Source organism: Streptomyces sp. T12 (assembly GCF_028736035.1).
Taxonomy (GTDB): domain Bacteria; phylum Actinomycetota; class Actinomycetes; order Streptomycetales; family Streptomycetaceae; genus Streptomyces.
The window spans coordinates 4,092,911-4,110,185 of the sequence record NZ_CP117866.1; the positions used below are offsets into that span (position 1 = coordinate 4,092,911).

Annotated in this window: 12 protein-coding genes; 3 read left to right on the forward strand and 9 right to left on the reverse strand. The window is 71.8% G+C overall.

The window, feature by feature from the left end:
- Nucleotides 1-21 precede the first annotated feature (21 nt).
- The gene (locus tag PBV52_RS18170; RefSeq protein WP_274239426.1) at nt 22-2,151 is read left to right on the forward strand and encodes a fructose-specific PTS transporter subunit EIIC; all 2,130 of its coding nucleotides are present in this window, start codon (nt 22-24) and stop codon (nt 2,149-2,151) included.
- 106 nt (nt 2,152-2,257) lie between these two features.
- On the forward strand, nt 2,258-2,926 hold the full coding sequence (lepB, locus tag PBV52_RS18175) for a signal peptidase I (protein WP_274239428.1): 669 nt from the start codon (nt 2,258-2,260) through the stop codon (nt 2,924-2,926).
- A gap of 71 nt (nt 2,927-2,997) precedes the next feature.
- Here the strand turns inward: lepB and PBV52_RS18180 are convergent, their stop codons facing one another.
- From PBV52_RS18180 to PBV52_RS18210, 7 genes are all read right to left on the reverse strand, one after another.
- Complete coding sequence (locus PBV52_RS18180; protein ID WP_274239429.1) at nt 2,998-3,978, reverse strand: cation diffusion facilitator family transporter; 981 nt, start codon at nt 3,976-3,978, stop codon at nt 2,998-3,000.
- Nucleotides 3,979-4,149: 171 nt separating this feature from the next.
- Nucleotides 4,150-5,301, reverse strand: coding sequence for a mannose-6-phosphate isomerase, class I (gene manA / locus PBV52_RS18185; protein ID WP_274239430.1), 1,152 nt, complete (start codon nt 5,299-5,301; stop codon nt 4,150-4,152).
- A 127-nt stretch (nt 5,302-5,428) separates the two neighbouring features.
- The gene (locus tag PBV52_RS18190) at nt 5,429-6,556 is read right to left on the reverse strand and encodes an SIS domain-containing protein (RefSeq protein ID WP_274239432.1); all 1,128 of its coding nucleotides are present in this window, start codon (nt 6,554-6,556) and stop codon (nt 5,429-5,431) included.
- A 367-nt stretch (nt 6,557-6,923) separates the two neighbouring features.
- Nucleotides 6,924-7,094: a Trm112 family protein gene (locus PBV52_RS18195; protein ID WP_020940431.1), complete on the reverse strand. Its 171-nt coding sequence runs from the start codon at nt 7,092-7,094 to the stop codon at nt 6,924-6,926.
- A gap of 323 nt (nt 7,095-7,417) precedes the next feature.
- Nucleotides 7,418-8,782 carry a phosphomannomutase/phosphoglucomutase gene (locus PBV52_RS18200; RefSeq protein WP_274239437.1) on the reverse strand — a complete coding sequence of 455 codons (1,365 nt, stop codon included), beginning with the start codon at nt 8,780-8,782 and terminating at the stop codon, nt 7,418-7,420.
- Nucleotides 8,783-8,896: 114 nt separating this feature from the next.
- Nucleotides 8,897-10,513 carry an L-lactate permease gene (locus PBV52_RS18205; RefSeq protein ID WP_274249437.1) on the reverse strand — a complete coding sequence of 539 codons (1,617 nt, stop codon included), beginning with the start codon at nt 10,511-10,513 and terminating at the stop codon, nt 8,897-8,899.
- Nucleotides 10,514-10,665: 152 nt separating this feature from the next.
- Entirely contained in the window at nt 10,666-11,043 is a 378-nt protein-coding gene (locus tag PBV52_RS18210; protein ID WP_030053098.1) for a DUF3499 domain-containing protein, read from the reverse strand.
- Nucleotides 11,044-11,385: 342 nt separating this feature from the next.
- Between PBV52_RS18210 and PBV52_RS18215 the strand changes: the two genes are divergently transcribed.
- Nucleotides 11,386-11,835 carry a metallopeptidase family protein gene (locus PBV52_RS18215; protein WP_274249438.1) on the forward strand — a complete coding sequence of 150 codons (450 nt, stop codon included), beginning with the start codon at nt 11,386-11,388 and terminating at the stop codon, nt 11,833-11,835.
- An 85-nt stretch (nt 11,836-11,920) separates the two neighbouring features.
- On the opposite strand, the gene PBV52_RS18220 is transcribed toward PBV52_RS18215, so the two are convergent.
- A complete protein-coding gene (locus PBV52_RS18220; protein ID WP_274239438.1) occupies nt 11,921-13,429 on the reverse strand; it encodes a DUF5719 family protein in 1,509 nt (502 codons plus the stop codon).
- Nucleotides 13,426-17,160 (reverse strand): glycosyltransferase, encoded by a 3,735-nt coding sequence (locus PBV52_RS18225; protein WP_274239440.1) that lies wholly within the window; start codon nt 17,158-17,160, stop codon nt 13,426-13,428. Before PBV52_RS18225 ends, PBV52_RS18220 begins: the two co-directional genes overlap by 4 nt.
- Between the last annotated feature and the right edge of the window lie 115 nt (nt 17,161-17,275).

Sequence of the window (17,275 nt, forward strand, 5' to 3'; positions counted from 1 at the left end):
CAAAGGCGTTAGGAGATCGACGTGACAAGTCCGGCCGGCCCTCCCCCCACGGGCAGCGACGGTGGCGAGCGAAAGCAGTTGAAGCTGCTCGCGGTGACCGCGTGCCCGACCGGCATCGCGCACACGTACATGGCGGCGGAGAAGCTCGCGCAGGCTGCCGAGAGCCGCGGTATCGAGATGAAGGTGGAGACCCAGGGATCCATCGGGGCTGAAAACGTCCTGGATGACAACGATGTCAAGCACGCGGACGGCATCATCGTCGCCGCGGACAAGGACGTGGACCTGAGCCGTTTCGCGGGCAAGCGGGTCCTTACGGTCGGGGTGGCCGAGGGCATTCACCACCCCGAGCGGCTGATCGAACGGGTGCTGGCGGCGCCCGTGCACGAGGCGGGGGCCGCGCCTGCGGCCTCAGCGGCCGACGGTGGCGTCGGCGGCGGCAAGGAGCGGAGCGTCGGATACAAGGCGCTGATGAACGGGGTCAGTTACATGATCCCGTTCGTCGTGGTCGGCGGGCTGCTGATCGCGATCTCGCTCTCGCTGGGCGGGCACACGGACCCGTCGGGCGGTCTGGTCATCCCGAAGGACTCCTTCTGGATGGACATCAACAACATCGGCGTCATCGGCTTCACGCTGATGGTGCCGATTCTGTCCGGCTACATCGCGTATGCGATTGGGGATCGGCCCGCGCTCGTGCCGGGCATGATCGGTGGCTGGATCGCCAACACCGGTGAGCTGTATGACTCCAAGGCGGGCGCCGGGTTCATCGGGGCGATCGTGACCGGGTTCCTCGCCGGGTATCTGGTGCTGTGGATCAAGAAGGTCAAGGTCCCGAAGTTCGTGCAGCCGATCATGCCGATCATCGTGATCCCGATCGTGGCGACCACGGCGCTCGGGCTGTTCTTCATCTACGTGATCGGGAAGCCGATCTCCTGGGTGTTCGAGCACCTGACCAGCTGGCTCAGCGGCATGACCGGCACGAGTGCGATCCTGCTCGGTGCCATTCTCGGGCTGATGATCGCGTTCGACATGGGCGGACCGGTCAACAAGACGGCGTTCCTGTTCGGCGCCGGGCTCATCGCGACCGGCAACCAGACGGTCATGGGCATGTGCGCGGCCGCGATCCCGGTCATGCCGTTGGGTCAGGGCCTGGCCACGCTGATACGCAAGCGGCTGTACACCGAGCAGGAGCGGGAGACCGGGCTCGCCTCGCTGTTCATGGGCTGCTTCGGCATCTCCGAGGGCGCGATCCCCTTCGCCGCGGCGAGGCCCGCGCAGGTCATCCCCGCCAACATGCTGGGCGGCGCGGTGGCCGGTGCGATCGCCGGTGTCGCCGGCGTCGAGGACGCGGTGCCGCACGGCGGGCCGATCGTGGCCGTGCTGGGTGCGGTGAGCGGGGTGCCGATGTTCTTCGTGGCGGTGGTGATCGGCTCGGTCGTCACCGCGCTGACGACGGTCGCGCTGATCGACCTGCGCGAGCGCAGGCTGCGTGGGGAGGCGGCCGTCGGCACGGGTACGGGTACGGGTACGGCAGGTCCCGAGCCCGCGCTGGTCGGGGCGGGCGTCGGGGTGGCGGGTGCTGGCGAGCGAGGGGCCGTACGTGGGTCGGCGGCGGTCACGTCGAGCGCGGACAGCACGGTCGCTGCGGACAGCACCGTAGCTACGGAGACCGCTACGGCCGCAGAGGGCGACACAGCCGAAGTTCTCTCCGGTTACCTCACCGAGCAGACCGTGAAGGTCGAACTCGACGCGGACGACAAGGAGTCCGCGATCCGGGAGATGGCCGCGCTGCTGGCGCGTACCGGCAGGGTCGCGGACGTGGACGAGTTGGTGGCGACCGCGCTCCGGAGGGAGGCGCAGGGGACGACCGGGCTCGGGGAGGAGATCGCGATTCCGCATGCCAAGACGGATGCGGTGACTGCGCCGGTCGTCGGTTTCGCTCGGTCCGCAGAGGGTGTCGAGTGGGACTCGCTGGACGGTACGAAGGCGAGGCTGGTGTTCATGATCGCCGTACCGGAAGCGGCTGCGGGGGACGAGCACCTGCGGATTCTGGCTCTGCTGTCGCGGAAGTTGATGGACGCCGGGTTCCGCGGGCGGCTGTTGGCAGCCGGCGACGAGGGCGCGGTGCTCGGCGTGCTGGGTGAGATCCGGTAGCCGAGGTGCGGGCCCGTGGCCGTCACGCCGTGGGCCCGCATGGACGCGTCACCGACGGCCGCTACTCTCTGCCGCCGCGGACGTTCCGCCCGGGGAGGGAGTGCTGATGGAGCAGGGACGAGGACTCGCGGTCACGGCGTGGGTGGTGGGCCCTCTGGGGCTGGTGCTGGTGATCGCCTCCGTGCTGTGGCTGCGGACGGGCTATGTGCTGTCCAGCGTGTCGAGCACGAGCATGAGGCCCACGTACGACATAGGCGACCGGATCGTCGCCGAGCGGGTGGGTGCGGAAGAGGTGGGGCGGGGCGATGTGGTGCTGTACACGGCGCCGGAGCGCTATCTGAACAGGCCCGTCGTGCAGCGCGTCATCGGCGTCGGCGGCGACCGCGTCGTCTGCTGCGAAGGCGCGGGCACGGCACGGGAGCGGCTCACCGTGAACGGGAAGCCGCTCAGCGAGCCGTATGCGATGGACGGCGTCGCCGACGGGACGCAGCGTCCGTACGACGTGACGGTGCCCGAAGGCCGGCTGTTCCTGCTCGGCGACCACCGTCTGAACTCGCGCGACTCCCGCTTCTTCGCCGAGGACCACGGTGGGACGGTGCCCGTCGGCGCGGTCATGGGCCGGGTGACCGACAGCTATGTGATGCCGGTGCTGCTCGCCGTGGCCACGCTGCTCGGGCTTGTCCTCGCCGTCGCCGGGATCGTCTTCGGGGTCGCGGCGCGGAACGTACGGCGGCGGCCGGCGGCGCAGTTGGCGTTGTGGCCACCGCACTTGTGACGGAACCCGCTGCCCGGGATACGCGACGGGGGCCCGCCGATCGACTCGGCGGGCCCCCGTCGTACGGAACCTCAGTGCTCGGCGCCGTGCGGCGTCGGTCCTCCGGGCGTCGCCTCGCGGTCGGCGCCCTTGGCTGCCTCGGTCTCGCTGTAGATGTCGGGCTCGAGGTAGATCACGCGGGCGATCGGGACGGCCTCGCGGATGCGGGCCTCGGCGGCGTTGATGGCGGAGGCGACCTCGGCGGCGGTGTCCTCGTGCTGGACGGCGATCTTGGCGGCGACCAGGAGTTCCTCGGGGCCGAGGTGGAGCGTGCGCATGTGGATGATGCGGGTGACCGTGTCGCCGTCGACGAGGGCGGCCTCGATCTTCTGGACGTCCTCGACGCCCGCGGCCTCACCGAGCAGCAGTGACTTGGTCTCGACTGCCAGGATGACGGCGATCAGGACGAGCAGGATGCCGATGCAGACGGTGCCGATGCCGTCCCAGACGCCGTCGCCGGTGAGCAGGGCCAGGCCGACGCCGCCCAGGGCGAGCACCAGACCGACCAGCGCGCCGAGGTCCTCCAGGAGGACGACGGGCAGTTCGGGGGCCTTGGCGTGGCGGACGAACTCCTTCCAGGACTTCCTGCCGCGCAGGACGTTGGACTCCTTGATGGCCGTGCGGAAGGAGAAGGCCTCGGCGATGATCGCGAAGACGAGGACACCGACCGGCCAGTACCAGTGCTCGATCTCGTGCGGGTGCTTGATCTTCTCGTAGCCCTCGTAGAGGGCGAACATGCCGCCGACCGAGAACAGGATGATCGAGACGAGGAAGGCGTAGATGTAACGCTCGCGGCCATAGCCGAAGGGGTGTTGCGGGGTCGCCTCGCGCTGGGACTTCTTGCCGCCGACCAGCAGCAGGGCCTGGTTGCCGGAGTCCGCGAGCGAGTGCACGCCCTCGGCGAGCATCGACGACGAGCCGCTGAACGCGAACGCCACGAATTTCGATGCCGCGATCGCGAGGTTGGCGGCGAGTGCCGCCACGATCGCCTTGGTACCGCCTGCCGCGCTCATGTGTCGCGTTGTCCCTTCGCCTTCGTAGCCTTCGTGGCCTTCATACGTACGCCGTCCAGGCGTCACCGACGGGAGCGCGCGGCCCCCGATCGGCTTTGCCCGTCCTTTGCCGGTGGGCCATTGTTGCAGCCCGGTCCGACAACGGCGCGCCGGGTCGTCCGATGCCCTCGGTCAGGCGACGACCGTGGCCCGGAAGACCGTACCGGTACCGGACACTTCGGCCTTTTCACCCGCCGGTACGAAGGCGGACTGACCCGGCGTCAGCTCGTGCTCCCCGGCGCGGACGGAACCCGCCGTGCAGAGCAGGATCTGCGGGGTCGCGCGCGTGAGGTCGTGCGCGGTGGTGCCCTCCGGGAGGACGTAGCGGGACAGCCGGAACTCGTCGATCGGGGTCTCGTAGACCTCCTCGCCGTCCGGGGACGCCTCGGGGCGCAGCACGCCCGGGTCGCTCGGCTCGAAGCGGACGATGCGCAGGAGTTCGGGCACGTCGACGTGCTTGGGGGTCAGGCCGCAGCGCAGGACGTTGTCGGAGTTGGCCATGATCTCGACGCCGAGGCCGTTGAGGTAGGCGTGCGGGATGCCGGCGCCGAGGAACAGGGCCTCGCCGGGCTGCAGGCGGACGTAGTTGAGGAGCATGGCTGCGATGACACCGGGGTCGCCCGGGTAGTGGTGGGCGATGTCGGCGTACGGGGCGTAGTCGCCGCCGAGGCGGGAGCAGGCGGCCGCGGCCTCGGTGACGGTGTGGGCCATCTCGTCCGGGTCGGCGGTGAGGACGGCGGTGAGGACCTCACGCAGCGCCGCCTCCTCGGGGTGCGCGTGCAGCAGGTCGACGTACGGCTTGAGGGAGTCGACGCCGAGGCCGTCGAGCAGGTCGGCGGCGCTGAGCGGGTCGCGGAAGCCGCACAGGCCGTCGAACTCGGTGAGCGCGCAGATCAGTTCGGGCTTGTGGTTGGCGTCCTTGTAGTTGCGGTGGCCCGCGCCCACGGGGATGTTGCGGCGCTCTTCGTCCTCGTAACCCTCCTTCGCCTGCGCCAGGTTGGGGTGCACCTGGAGGGAGAGCGGGGCGCCGGCGGCGAGGATCTTGAGGAGGAAGGGCAGGCGGGGGCCGAACTTCGCCACGGCCGCGGCGCCCAGCTCGCGCTCCGGGTCGGCCTCGATGACCTCGACGAGCGTCCCGCGCCCGGTGCGCGAGGGTGCGCCCGGGTGCGCGCCCATCCACATCTCCGCCTGCGGTTCACCGGTCGGCTCGGTGCCGAGGAGCTGCGGGATGGCGGTGGTGGAACCCCAGGCGTAGGGGCGGATGGTGTTGTCGAGGCGGTCCATGCGGTCTTCTGCCTGCTCTCTGTGCGTGACGCCGGGTCTCTTCGGGTCTCATCGGTAGGACGCGGGTTCGCCTTGTGTACGACTGCTGGTTCTTGTGCGTACGGCTGTCACGGCGTCCTGGGACAGATCAGGCTCCCGAGGCGAGCGCCAGGTAAACGGCGGCGAAATCCGTGATGGCGATCAGTTCCGCGAGGGTCTCGAGTTCGCCACCGGGCTCCGGCTCGAGTTCGCTGATCGGTGTGTCATGGCTGAGGGCCAGGTCCCGGGCGGCGGGCGCGGCGGTGAGGCCGCCGAGCGGGCGGTCGCGCAGCAGCACCACGCGCGCGTGCAGAGCCGGCGCCTCCTCCACGCGGTCGCGGAAGAAGTCGTCGGGGTCGGCGTTCCCCGCGAGCTTGCCGGCGAGCAGGGCGTTGTGCGAGTCGAGCGCTTCGGGCAGCTCTGCCACGAGGGCCGGGGAGCCGGCGAGCTCGGCGAGCGCGGCGGCGAGACGGCGGCCGGCCGGGCCGGCGGAGACGCCCTCGGTCCAGATCAGCGGGAGCGTGTCGGCGAGTTCGGCCGCCAGGGTCTTGGCGGGGTTGCTGTAGGTCGCGATGGCCGGGCCGCAGCGTTCGGCGATGTGGTCGAGGCGGTCGGCGACCTTCTCCAGGGCCTCGGGCGGGGCGGTGAGCACGCCGGTGCGGTCGAGGAGCGCCAGGATCGGGGTGAGCAACGCCCACAGGACGCCGGGGGCGGAGGCCGCGATGGGTTCGTCCGGCTCGTACGGGGCGGTCGCCATCGGCACGAACAGGCCGTGGTTGTTGTGCACCGCTTCGGTGAGCGGGGAGCCGGCCGGGGCCACGGCGACGACCGTGCAGCCACGGCGGTAGGCCTGCTCGGCGAGCAGGGACAGGCCCGGCTCGGAGCCGTCGGGGGTGGTGATCAGCAGCAGGTCCACGGAGCCGGCCCAGCCGGGCAGCTCCCAGCGCAGGGCGCCCGCGGCGGGGGCGACACCGGCCGGGGCCAGTCGGGTGACGGGGCTGGTGGCGCCGGCGAGCGTGCCGAGGAGGTCGGCGACGCAGATGGCGGCTGCGCCGGGGCCCGCGATGAGGATGGCGCGGGGGCGGCCGTCGGGTTTGAGGTCGTGGACGCCTGCCTCGGCAGCGTGCCGGGCGGCGGTGCGGACGCGGGCGCCGGCTTCGGCCGCGCCGCGCAGCAGGGCACGGCGGTCGGCCTCTGCGAGCGCCTCCGGCGTGTCCAGCAGCGATTCGTCGAGCATGGGCGGCAGCCTCCGATCGCCGGGTCGTCTGGGGCTCGGGTCCGGCGGGGTTGTGTTCTGCGCGGGTGTGTTCGCCGGGGTCTTTTGCTCGGTCGCGGGGTGGCCGCGGAGTGTCTTTGTTTGTCTTGGCGCGGGCGTGGTGTCTTTATGCGGGCGGGGGCTGTTTTTGTGGCCGTCGCCTGGTGCCGGTCAGCCGTTGCCTGCTGCCGGTCAGCCTTCGCCTGTTGCCTGTCAGCCGTTGCCGGTCGCTGTCGGCGTGGGGCCGGTCGGCGGTGGTCTCATGCCGTGGCCTGGTGTCCGTACGTCGGTGGTCGGCTTGTCTTTGGACGGTGACCGGTGTCTTTACGCCGGTGGCCGTGGCGTCGCGTTACGCGGGGCGGCGGGCCTCGTCGACGAGCAGAACGGGGATGCCGTCGCGGACGGGGTACGCCAGGCCGCAGTCCTGGCCGGTGCAGATCAGCTCGGCGTCCTGCTCCTTGAGGGGGGCGTGGCAGGCCGGGCAGGCGAGGATCTCCAGGAGGCCGGCTTCCAGCGGCATGAGGGGGTCCCTTCTGGGGTGGGTGTGTGCGGTACGTGCGGGTGTGCGGATGTGCCTGGTCAGCGTACCGCCGGTGGGGGCGGGGTGCCGGGGTTGGACGGGGAGGGGTGGGCGGGGGTGGCGGTGCGGGTGCGGGTGGAGAGGGTTTCGCCCCCGCCGCCCCTACCCGTCCCATCCTGAAGGGGCTGCCGCCCCTTCGACCCGCCTCTGGGGGCTGCCGCCCCCAGACCCCCGCTTCGGCCCTGAACGGGCCTCGTCCTCAAACGCCGGACGGGCTGAATGACGCCGACCGGCGCGGGAAAGTGACCGCCTCAGCCCTCAGCTCAGCCCCTGATGATCGCCAGCGCCTCGTCCCGTACCTTCGCCATCGTCGCCTCGTCCCGGGCCTCGGCGTTCAGGCGCAGCAGCGGCTCGGTGTTGGACGGGCGGACGTTGAACCACCAGTCGGCGGCCGTGATGGTCAGGCCGTCGAGTTCGTCCAGTTCCACGCCCTCCTGGCCCTCGTACGCGGCCTTGATGGCCGCGAGGCGGCCCGCCTGGTCGGCGACGGTGGAGTTGATCTCGCCGGAGCCGGTGTAGCGGTCGTACTGGGCGACCAGGCCGGAGAGGGGGCCGTCCTGGCCGCCCAGGGCCGCGAGGACGTGGAGGGCGGCCAGCATGCCCGTGTCGGCGTTCCAGAAGTCCTTGAAGTAGTAGTGGGCGGAGTGCTCGCCGCCGAAGATGGCGCCGGTCTGCGCCATTTCGGCCTTGATGAAGGAGTGGCCGACGCGGGTGCGGACCGGGGTGCCGCCGTTCTCCTTGACGACCTCCGGGACCGACCAGGACGTGATCAGGTTGTGGATGATCGTGCCCTTGCCGCCGTGCTTGGCGAGCTCGCGCGAGGCCACCAGGGCGGTGATGGCGGAGGGGGAGACCGGGGCGCCGTGCTCGTCGACGACGAAGCAGCGGTCGGCGTCGCCGTCGAAGGCGATGCCGAGGTCGGCGGACTCTTCGCGGACTCGCTGCTGGAGGTCGACGATGTTCGCCGGGTCCAGCGGGTTCGCCTCGTGGTTCGGGAACGTGCCGTCCAGCTCGAAGTACATCGGGACGAGGGTGAGGGGCAGGCCCTCGAAGACCGTGGGGACCGTGTGCCCACCCATGCCGTTGCCCGCGTCGACGACGACCTTCAGGGGGCGGATGGAGGTCAGGTCGACGAGGGAGCGGAGGTGGGCGGCGTAGTCCTCCAACGTGTCTCGCTGCGTGATCGTGCCCGTCGTCTCCGCCGGCTCCGGGGCGCCCGAGTCGCTCCACCGCTCGGCCAGTTCGCGGATCTCCGCGAGGCCGGTGTCCTGGCCGACCGGGGCGGCGCCGGCGCGGCACATCTTGATGCCGTTGTACTGGGCCGGGTTGTGCGAGGCCGTGAACATCGCGCCCGGCAGGTTCAGCGCGCCCGAGGCGTAGTACAGCTGGTCGGTGGAGCACAGGCCGATCTCGGTGACGTCGACGCCCTGGGCCGCGGCTCCGCGCGCGAAGGCACGGGACAGGCCGGGGGACGAGGGCCGCATATCGTGCCCGATCACGATCGCGCTCGCGCCGGTCACCTGGACGAAGGCGGCCCCGAAGAGCTCGGCCAGCGGCTCGTCCCACTGGTCCGGGACGACCCCGCGGACGTCGTACGCCTTCACGAGCTGTGACAAATCAGCAGCCACGGCCAACCCTCCTGAAAGTCCTGTCGGTCACCCCAAACTACCCGCCCTCACTGACAGTGCGCTGTGTGGCCACTGAGTGGACTCCGAGCCGTGACCATCAGGTCAGCGCGGAGGTCAGGGCAGCATCCAGCCCAGCACCGGTGAACTCTGGCCGACCACGATCAGACACATCACCAGCAGCAGGCCCAGACTCCACGGCAGGACCCGCCGCAGCAGGTCGCCTTCCCGGCCCGCGAGCCCTACGGCCGCGCACGCGATGGTGAGGTTCTGCGGCGAGATCATCTTGCCGAGCACACCACCTGAACTGTTGGCGGCGGCCAGGAGTTCCGGCGACAGCCCCGACTCCCGGGCCGCCGTCACCTGCAACGCGCCGAACAGCGCGTTGGCCGAGGTGTCCGACCCGGACACGGCGACTCCGAACCAGCCCAGCACCGGTGACAGGAAGGCGAGCCCGGCGCCGGCGGCGGCCACGAAGTAGCCGATGGTGGCGGCCTGTCCGGAGAGGTTCATGACGTACGCGAGCGCCAGCACGGACGTCACGGTGAGGATGGCGAACCTCAACTCGCGCACGGTCGCGGCCCACTCCTTGACCGCCACGCGCGTGTGCACGCCGAGGACGACCGCCGTGCACACCCCGGCGAGCAGCACGAGCGTGCCGCCGGTGGACACGATCGGCCAGCTGAAGACATTGCCCCCGACCGGCTCCCCGTCCGGGTTCGCGACGTTCAGGAAGGGCCAGTCGTACGTCTGGGTCGCCCCGGCCAGCCAGTCCTTGACCACCGGGATCTGCGCGATGGAGAAGATCACGACGATCAACGCGTACGGCGCGTAGGCCCGTACGACTTCTCGCGGCGGGTCCTCCTCGTCCAACTCCTCGCTCCGCGCCCCGGTCAGCACGGACGCGCGTACGGCCTCGGTGGCGGGCACGCGCGCGTGCGGTACGGCGACCAGGGCGCCCGCACCGGCCAAGGCGGCGCCGATGTCGGCGAGTTGCGCGGAGACGTAGTTCGACGCGGCGAACTGGGCGACGGCGAAGGCGATTCCGCACACCACGGCGGGCACCCAGGTCTCCCGCAGTCCGCGCCGCCCGTCCACGAGCCCGACGAGCACGAGCGGCACGACCAGCGCCAGCAAGGGCGTCTGCCGCCCCACCACGGAAGCCACGTCATCCAGTGGCAGCCCGGTGACCTGAGCCAGCGTCACCACCGGTGTCCCCATCGCGCCGAAGGCCACGGGCGCGGTGTTGGCGACCAGCGCGACGACCGCCGCCCGCACCGGTTCGAAGCCGAGCGCCACCAGCATGACCGAACAGATCGCGACGGGCGCCCCGAACCCGGCGAGCGCCTCCAGCAGGGCCCCGAAGCAGAAGGCGACGACGAGCGCCTGGATGCGCGGATCGTCGGAGAGCCGCCCGAACGACCGCCGCAGGATGTCGAAATGACGCGTCCGGACGGTCATCCGGTACACCCACAGGGCGTTGACGACGATCCACAGGATGGGGAAGAGCCCGAAGACGGCCCCCTGGGCGGCGCTGGAGAGCGTCTGACCGAGCGGCATGCCGCACGCGAGCCAGGCAACCAGTATGGCCGCCACAAGCCCCGTGAGCCCCGCCAAGTGCGCCTTCAGCCGCACCCCGCCCAGCAGGACGAGGACGATCACGAGCGGCAGCGCCGCCACTAATGCGGACAGGCCGAGCGAGTCGGCGACGGGTTCCAGTTCCTGGACATACACGGGCGCCTCCCCGGATTCCGCCATGCGGAAAGCGATTTCTCGTTCCGGCATACGGAATGGTCGTGTCCGCGCCAATGACACGTCAATGCCTGTGCATCACTCAACGAGACGAGCACACGGGAAACACCCGCACAGGCGGAGAAAACCGACCGTCAGTTGTCGGGCGACCGCAGCACGCGCAGATGTCCCCGCCGCGCAACTTCCATCGGGTCGGCGCCACGCCCCCCGCCTCCACCGGCCTGGGCCGCCCGCTCCTGCGGACGGGCCGCCTCGCGCACGGCGTTGGCAAGCGCTTCCAGATCATCGCCGCTGGGACGGGCCGGAGCCGAACCGTCCAGCAACCGCACGACCTCCCACCCCCGGGGGGCGGTGAGGCGCTCGGAATGCTCGGCGCACAGGTCGTAGCAGTGGGGTTCGGCGTAGGTGGCGAGCGGGCCGAGGACCGCGGTCGAGTCGGCGTAGACGTACGTCAGCGTCGCGACGGCGGGACGGCCGCAAGCGGTGCGCGAACAGCGACGTACAGGGCTCACGACGTTGGACGGTACCGCACTCTTGAGCGGGCCGCGACGACTCTCCCCCAGGTCACCCCACCGTGTCGTGCTGTGAAACACCCCACACGCACCTTACGCCCCACGCCACTGACCTGCACGGAAGCCCTTTTCCGAGATCCCGAACACCCTCGAAACCGGACACTACATACCACAAACCACATCAAATGCCTCGACACCGCCGGTCTCGGAGAGATGCGGAATCGAGCCCAAGCTTGGCTGGAATGGTCATGTGCCGACATGCCGTACGGCCCGTGGACGCCACCCGCCCCACCTCACCGTGATCGGACAGGCACCGGGCCCGAGGACTACGCTTCATCAGTGATGGACGCCCCCGTACCGCCTCGTGCCACCGGCCCCGGGCCCCGCCGCCGTGATCGCCACGGGCGAGGCATGCGCGGCCCGATCGCACCACCCCAGGTCCCGCTTGCCGCCAGCCGCGCCGACGCCTTCGCCGACCTGGTGCAGGACTCCGTGGAACGCCTCGAACGCCGCTGGCCCCAGCTGGCCGACATCGATTTCCTGGTCCTGGAGGTCCCCCGCCTGGACGGCCCCGGCCGCACCTGGAACGACGAGGCGGTCCCCCTGGGCGGCACGATCCCCGCCGGCGAGGGCCGCCCCGCGCGGGTGGTCATCTACCGCCGCCCGGTGGAGATCCGCACCAAGGGCCGGGACGAACGAGCAGCCCTGGTCCACGAGGTGGTCGTAGAACAGGTGGCCGAGCTCCTGGGCCTGACACCGGAGACGGTGGACCCCCGCTACGGCGAGGACTGACAGCGTCGGCGCGGGCGGCGAGGGGCCGGGGGTGGGTCACCGCAGGCCGGCGCGCCGACGGGGAACCGCAGGCGCGCCCCCCGCCCTACTTCTGCAGCACCGACAAGTCCTCGTCCGCCTCCGGCACAGCCACCATCCCCCGGTCATCCGGCAGGGACTGCACAGTGAAGCCGGACACCCCGTCCTCCGTCACGGCCAGCGTCCGAGACCCGTACACCGGCCCACCCGACACCGACTCCACCGTCAGCGCGTACGTGCCCTTCAGGCCACTCGGCACCGGGACCTCGACGTCCTGTGTCGTCCCGGACTTGATCGTGTACGTCTTCGACGCCGCCGCGCCACCCTCGCTCCCCGCCGACGCCGTCACCTTGACCTCCGCCGAGCCGAAGGGCGCGCTGAGAGACAGCGTCGTGCCCTTCGCCCGGTTGTCCACGACCGTCGCGCGCGTGCCCACCGGCCGGGTCGCCGGAATGAACGCCGTCTCCTGCTTGGCACCCTCACCACGAACCACCCGCACCGCCGCAACCACCGGCACGGACCGATCCGTAGGCGTCAGCACCAGTGACCCCGCCTCGCCCCGCATGACGTCCCCGAGGTCCACCGCACTCGTCATCCCCGCCTTGACGTGCAACGTCTCGTGCCCGGCAGGCGTGATCGCCCCGGACGGCGAGGCGAGCCGCACCTTGAGGTCCGCATCCGCGTCTCCCGGCGTGAAGGCGACCAGGCGCACGGCCTTGGCGTCCTTCGGAATGCCGGGCAGAACCAGGCTCCCCGCGGGGTCGGCGGACGCGGCCAGCCAGTCCCCACCGAGCCTGTCGTCCAGCGCCTGCACCGAAGCGCCCACCCGGCCACTGCGCACACTCACGTGCACGGTCACATTGGCCTGCTTCTCAGCGGTGAGCGTGGACAGCAGGATCGACTCACCGGAGTGCGGCTGAACCGTGATCCCCTCCCCCACCGTGGTCTCGAGGGGACCGTCCTTGCCGTACAGCTCGATGTCGACGACGGCGGCGGAGTCGTCGGGGTTGGTCAGATGTACGTAGTCCGTGCGGTCGGCAGCCGTACTGACGCCGGGGAACCAGAACTCGGTGTCCGGCGCGGTGCAGTTGACGCCCTGCAGGCCACGCCCCGTGCCCGCGGCGACCTCGGTCGTCTCCTGCACGGTCCAGCCGGGCGCGAACTTCCCGTCGGCGGTCCCGACGAGCGCCGGCGAGTCGCCCCCGGAGGCGTCCCCGGTGACCGGCGTCCCCGGCTCCTTGGCCTGAAGGACGGGCTTGCCGGCCTTGCCGGCGTCACCCGCCTTCTTGCCCTTGGCGTCCGCTCCGGTACCCGACTCCTGCGCCGCGGACTGCAGTTCCGCCTTCCCGCCGCTCCCCGTCCCCTTCGTGACGGGCGTGAACGACGTGTACGTCGTCTCGGCGAGGTCGGAGATGCTCGGCGCCGGGCACACCAGGCTCGTGCGCTCCACGGGCAGCTCGGCGGCCGCCTCGGCGGTGGGCGTGCCGGACGCGTCCGGCGTGGTGAGCGACGCGACCCCGGTGATGGCGGCGAGGGCGGTGGCGCCGACGATCAGGGACAGGGTGGTGCGGTTCACTGCTGGCTCCCGTCGGAACGCTCGCTGCCGTTCGGATGCGGCTGCGCCGGGTCGTACGTGGCGTCGTAACCCTGCTGGTACGTCTGGTCGTACGACGGGTCGTAGCCCCCCTCGTACGACCCCTGCGAGGACTGCCCGCCGTACGCGTACGGGTCGTACTGGCCGCCCTGATACGGATCCGCCTGATACGTCCCGTCGTAGGCACCGCCCGCCGGGTACTGCTGGCCGCCCTCGTACTGCTCGCCGCCGTAGCTGCCGTACTCGGTGCCTGCGTAACCGGGTGTGTCCCTCCCCCAGGCTCGAACATCCTCGCCCGGGGGCACCCCCATGCCGTAGGGCTGCTGCTGCGGAATCGCCACGGCCGGCGGCTCCGTGGGAGGAGCCGGGAACGCGCCGCCCTGGCCGGCCTCTTCGGCCTCGGCCTCGGCCTGGGCCCGCAGCCGGCGGGCCCGCCGGCCCTCGCCGGCCATGGCCTCGGCCGGGACGGCCGGCTCCTCGGGCAGGTCGTCGTCGACGTCGCGGCGACGCCCTGGAAGGGCCATCACGACGAGGACGAGGGCGAGGAAGCCCTGGGCCCACAGCCAGACGGTATGGCCGATCGGGTCGTCGTAGGTGACGTCCAGCCCGCCGCCGGCCGCCGGGAGCTCGAAGCCCTGGGCCCAGCCGTCGACCGTGGTCGGGGTGAGTGGCTTGCCGTCCAGGGTGGCCGTCCAGCCGTCGTCGGCGCTGTCGGCCAGGCGCAGGACACGCCCTTCGGGGCCACTCGGAATCGTGGTGTGGATCTCGACGGGCCCGGCGGCAACGGGCTGAGGCTCGGCGGAGCCGGAGCCGGAGCCGGAGCCAGCGCCAGCGCCAGCGCCAGCAACCACGGCTGCCCGCGACACCTGCCGGTCGACGCGCCACAACGCGCTGCCGTTCTGCTCGCTCAGGCGCGACAGCCCGGGCGTGGCGTCCAGCACGCGCGCGACCTCGCGGGGCGCGCCCTTGTGGACGAGGACGTACCGCACCGCGAACGCGCCCAGCTGGTCGGCCTGGTCGGCGCCGGAGCCGGCCACGAGGTTGGCGACGATCTTGTCGAGCGTGGCGTTCTCCCCGTCCTCGGCGGCGAGTTCGGCGTCGCCGAGGCGGGCGCCGGAGCCGCGGACGAGCATGTAGCCGACGTGGGCCGGGGAGTCGCTGTCGAGGACGAGGGTGCGGGCCTGGTCGCGGCTGCCGCTCTCCTCGGCGACGAACGCGGGCACCTGCACGGGGTCGCGCCGCTCCAGCGGCCCGTCGGCGCCGCGGATCATCCAGCCGGCCGCGACGAGCAGCGGGCCGGCGGCCGCGGCGAAGGCGATCAGCGCGGCGACCGGCTGGCGCCAGCCGAAGCTCTGCTCGGCCACGCGCGAGCGTGCCCCGTCGGCGCCGAGCAGGGCGGCGGCCAGGAGGGCGATGCCGTAGACGAGGGTCGCGGGGCCGGACCAGGTGGAGCTGTTGGACAGGGCCGCGAAGACGAGGCCCACCAGGGCGACCGCCCACGCCGTCCAGATTCCGAACTGGCGCTCGGAGCGCATCAGGGCGGCCAGCGCGGCCAGCACGACGCCGATGAGCATCAGGCCGCTGACGGTGCCGGGCCCGCCGGGGCTGGCGCCGAGCAGGTCCAGGGCGGATGCGGCCGAGGCGCCGTACTGCAGACCGGCCTCCTGGAAGAAGCCGAACGGAAGCAGCGACAGCGACCAGGGCGCGAGGACCAGCAGGGGCACGCCGAACTGGGCCAGGAAACGCAGGCCGTACGCGGTGATGTCGGCGCGCCGCACCGCGAGCAGCCCGAGCCCGAGGACCAGCGCGATCGGCCACACGATCGGCGTGAAGGCCGTGGTGATCGTCAGCAGCAGCGCGTATGCCCAGGTGGCGCGCCAACTGCCGCGCGCACCGGAGCCGTTCGCCAGGCCACTGGCCGCGATGCCCGCGCGGGCGATGAGCGGCAGCAGGACGGCGAGGACGGCGGTGCCGATGCGGCCGCCGGCGAGGGCGCCGGTGGCGGCGGGCAGGAAGGCGTAGGCGACGGCCGCCCACGCGCGCAGGAGGCGCGACTCGACGAGCGGGCGGGAGGCGAAGTAGGCGGTGAGTCCGGCCAGTGGCACCGAGCAGACGAGCAGGACGGTGACCGCGAGCCCGGTCGAGCCCAGCAGCGTGGAGGCGAGCATGGCCACGATCGCCAGGTACGGCGGCGCGGAGGGAGTGCCGCCGACGCCCACCGGGTGCCAGGCGTCCACGTAATGCGACCACAGCTCACCGGAGTCGGCCGGAGCAGGCAACAACGCGCCACCCGCGAGCGCACCGCCGCCGAGCAGTTCCCGGCAGGCGATCAGCGAGACGAACAGCAGGACGAGGAAGAGCACCGGTCCGGGCTTGCGGGCGATGCGCTTGAGGCGGGCGAACTGTTCTATCTCCAGGAAGTCCGCGTCGTCGCCGCCGGGTCCGGACTCGATCGCACTGCCGTGCCGTCCCGCGCCTGCGGCCACTTCGGGGTCGGAGCGGCCGACGAGGCTGCTCGCGACCTGTTCGACGGTGGCCCGCACGGTCGCGCCGGGCGGCGGGAACAGGGCCCGCAACTCGCCCTTGTCGGCGACGGGATTTCCGCGCCTGCGCCGTCCGGCGATGATCCGCTCGGGGCGCAGCAGTGTGCCCATGAGGCCGCGGATCTCGTCGAGGGCCTGGCCCGGGACCTTGCCCACGAGGTAGGCCAGGGTCCGCAGGACGGTGCCGAGCACGAGCCGCAGCAGCACCCAGGGCAGCACGGCCGTACGGCTGTTGACGAGCAGGGTGTAGGCGGCGCCCGCCTTGTCGACCTTGTGCGGGGAGGCGGCGGTGCGGCCGACGCAGTCGACGGTGCGGCGCTCGCGGGAGGACGCCTCGGCGTGTCGTACGACTGCCTCGGGGGCGACGAGGACGCGGTGGCCGGCGGCGGTGGCGCGCCAGCACAGGTCGACGTCGTCGCGCATCAGGGGCAGCCGTCGGTCGAAGCCGCCGAGCTGTTCGAAGATGTCGCGCCGGACGAGCATGCCGGCGGTGGACACGGACAGCACGGGCCGGACGTGGTCGTGCTGTCCCTGGTCCTGTTCGCGGCGGTCGAGTCCGGTCCAGCGGCGGCCGGAGTGGGCGATGGTGACGCCGACCTCGAGGAGCTGCCGGCGGTCGTACCAGCCGCGCAGCTTGGGGCCCACGACGGCGACGTCGTCGCGGCCCAGCTCGTACTCGTTCTCCACGACGCGCAGCAGCTGGGCCAGGGCGTCGGGTTCGGGGGCGCAGTCGTCGTGCAGGAGCCACAGCCACTGGACCGGCTCCCCGTGGGGGAGTTCGGGCATGTCGTAGGCGTCGTCGCGCCACGAGCGCGTGACGGGGTCCCAGCCGCTCGGCCGCTTCAGATAGGTCAGCTCGTCCGGGGTGAGGACGGGGGCGGTGCGGTTGGCCTCCTCGACGGCCTGGCCGAATCCGGTGCGCCGGGCGAGGTGCAGTACGCGATCGTCGCCGAGGGCGTCGGTGACCAGCTGCGCGGATCGGTCCGCGCTGCCGGTGTCGGCGGCCATGGCGAACTGGACGGGGCGCTCCTGGCCGAGCAGCCCGGCGAGCGCGTCGGGAAGCCAGCGGGCGCCGTCGTGGGAGACGAGCACCGCGGTCACCACATGACGCGGAAACTCAGGTGTGGCAGCGACGTCTTGACGGGCTGCCGTGTGGCTGTGCACGGACATCGAGGTACGGGCCCCGGTTCGGTGGACTGCGGTGGACGCCTGTGCCCCGAGGGGGCAGCGGGGCGTCTCGGACGAGCGACCACACTATCGGCTGGGCATGACGGCGGCCCGCCGC

Excerpts from the sequence above, each read along its gene's own strand:
- PBV52_RS18215 (WP_274249438.1), top strand. The coding sequence starts at position 11,386 with ATGGACGCCCCCGTACCGCCTCGTGCCACCGGCCCCGGGCCCCGCCGC.
- manA (WP_274239430.1), bottom strand. The coding sequence starts at position 5,301 with ATGGACCGCCTCGACAACACCATCCGCCCCTACGCCTGGGGTTCCACC.
- PBV52_RS18225 (WP_274239440.1), bottom strand. The coding sequence starts at position 17,160 with ATGTCCGTGCACAGCCACACGGCAGCCCGTCAAGACGTCGCTGCCACA.
- PBV52_RS18180 (WP_274239429.1), bottom strand. The coding sequence starts at position 3,978 with ATGAGCGCGGCAGGCGGTACCAAGGCGATCGTGGCGGCACTCGCCGCC.
- PBV52_RS18190 (WP_274239432.1), bottom strand. The coding sequence starts at position 6,556 with ATGCTCGACGAATCGCTGCTGGACACGCCGGAGGCGCTCGCAGAGGCC.
- lepB (WP_274239428.1), top strand. The coding sequence starts at position 2,258 with ATGGAGCAGGGACGAGGACTCGCGGTCACGGCGTGGGTGGTGGGCCCT.
- PBV52_RS18195 (WP_020940431.1), bottom strand. The coding sequence starts at position 7,094 with ATGCCGCTGGAAGCCGGCCTCCTGGAGATCCTCGCCTGCCCGGCCTGC.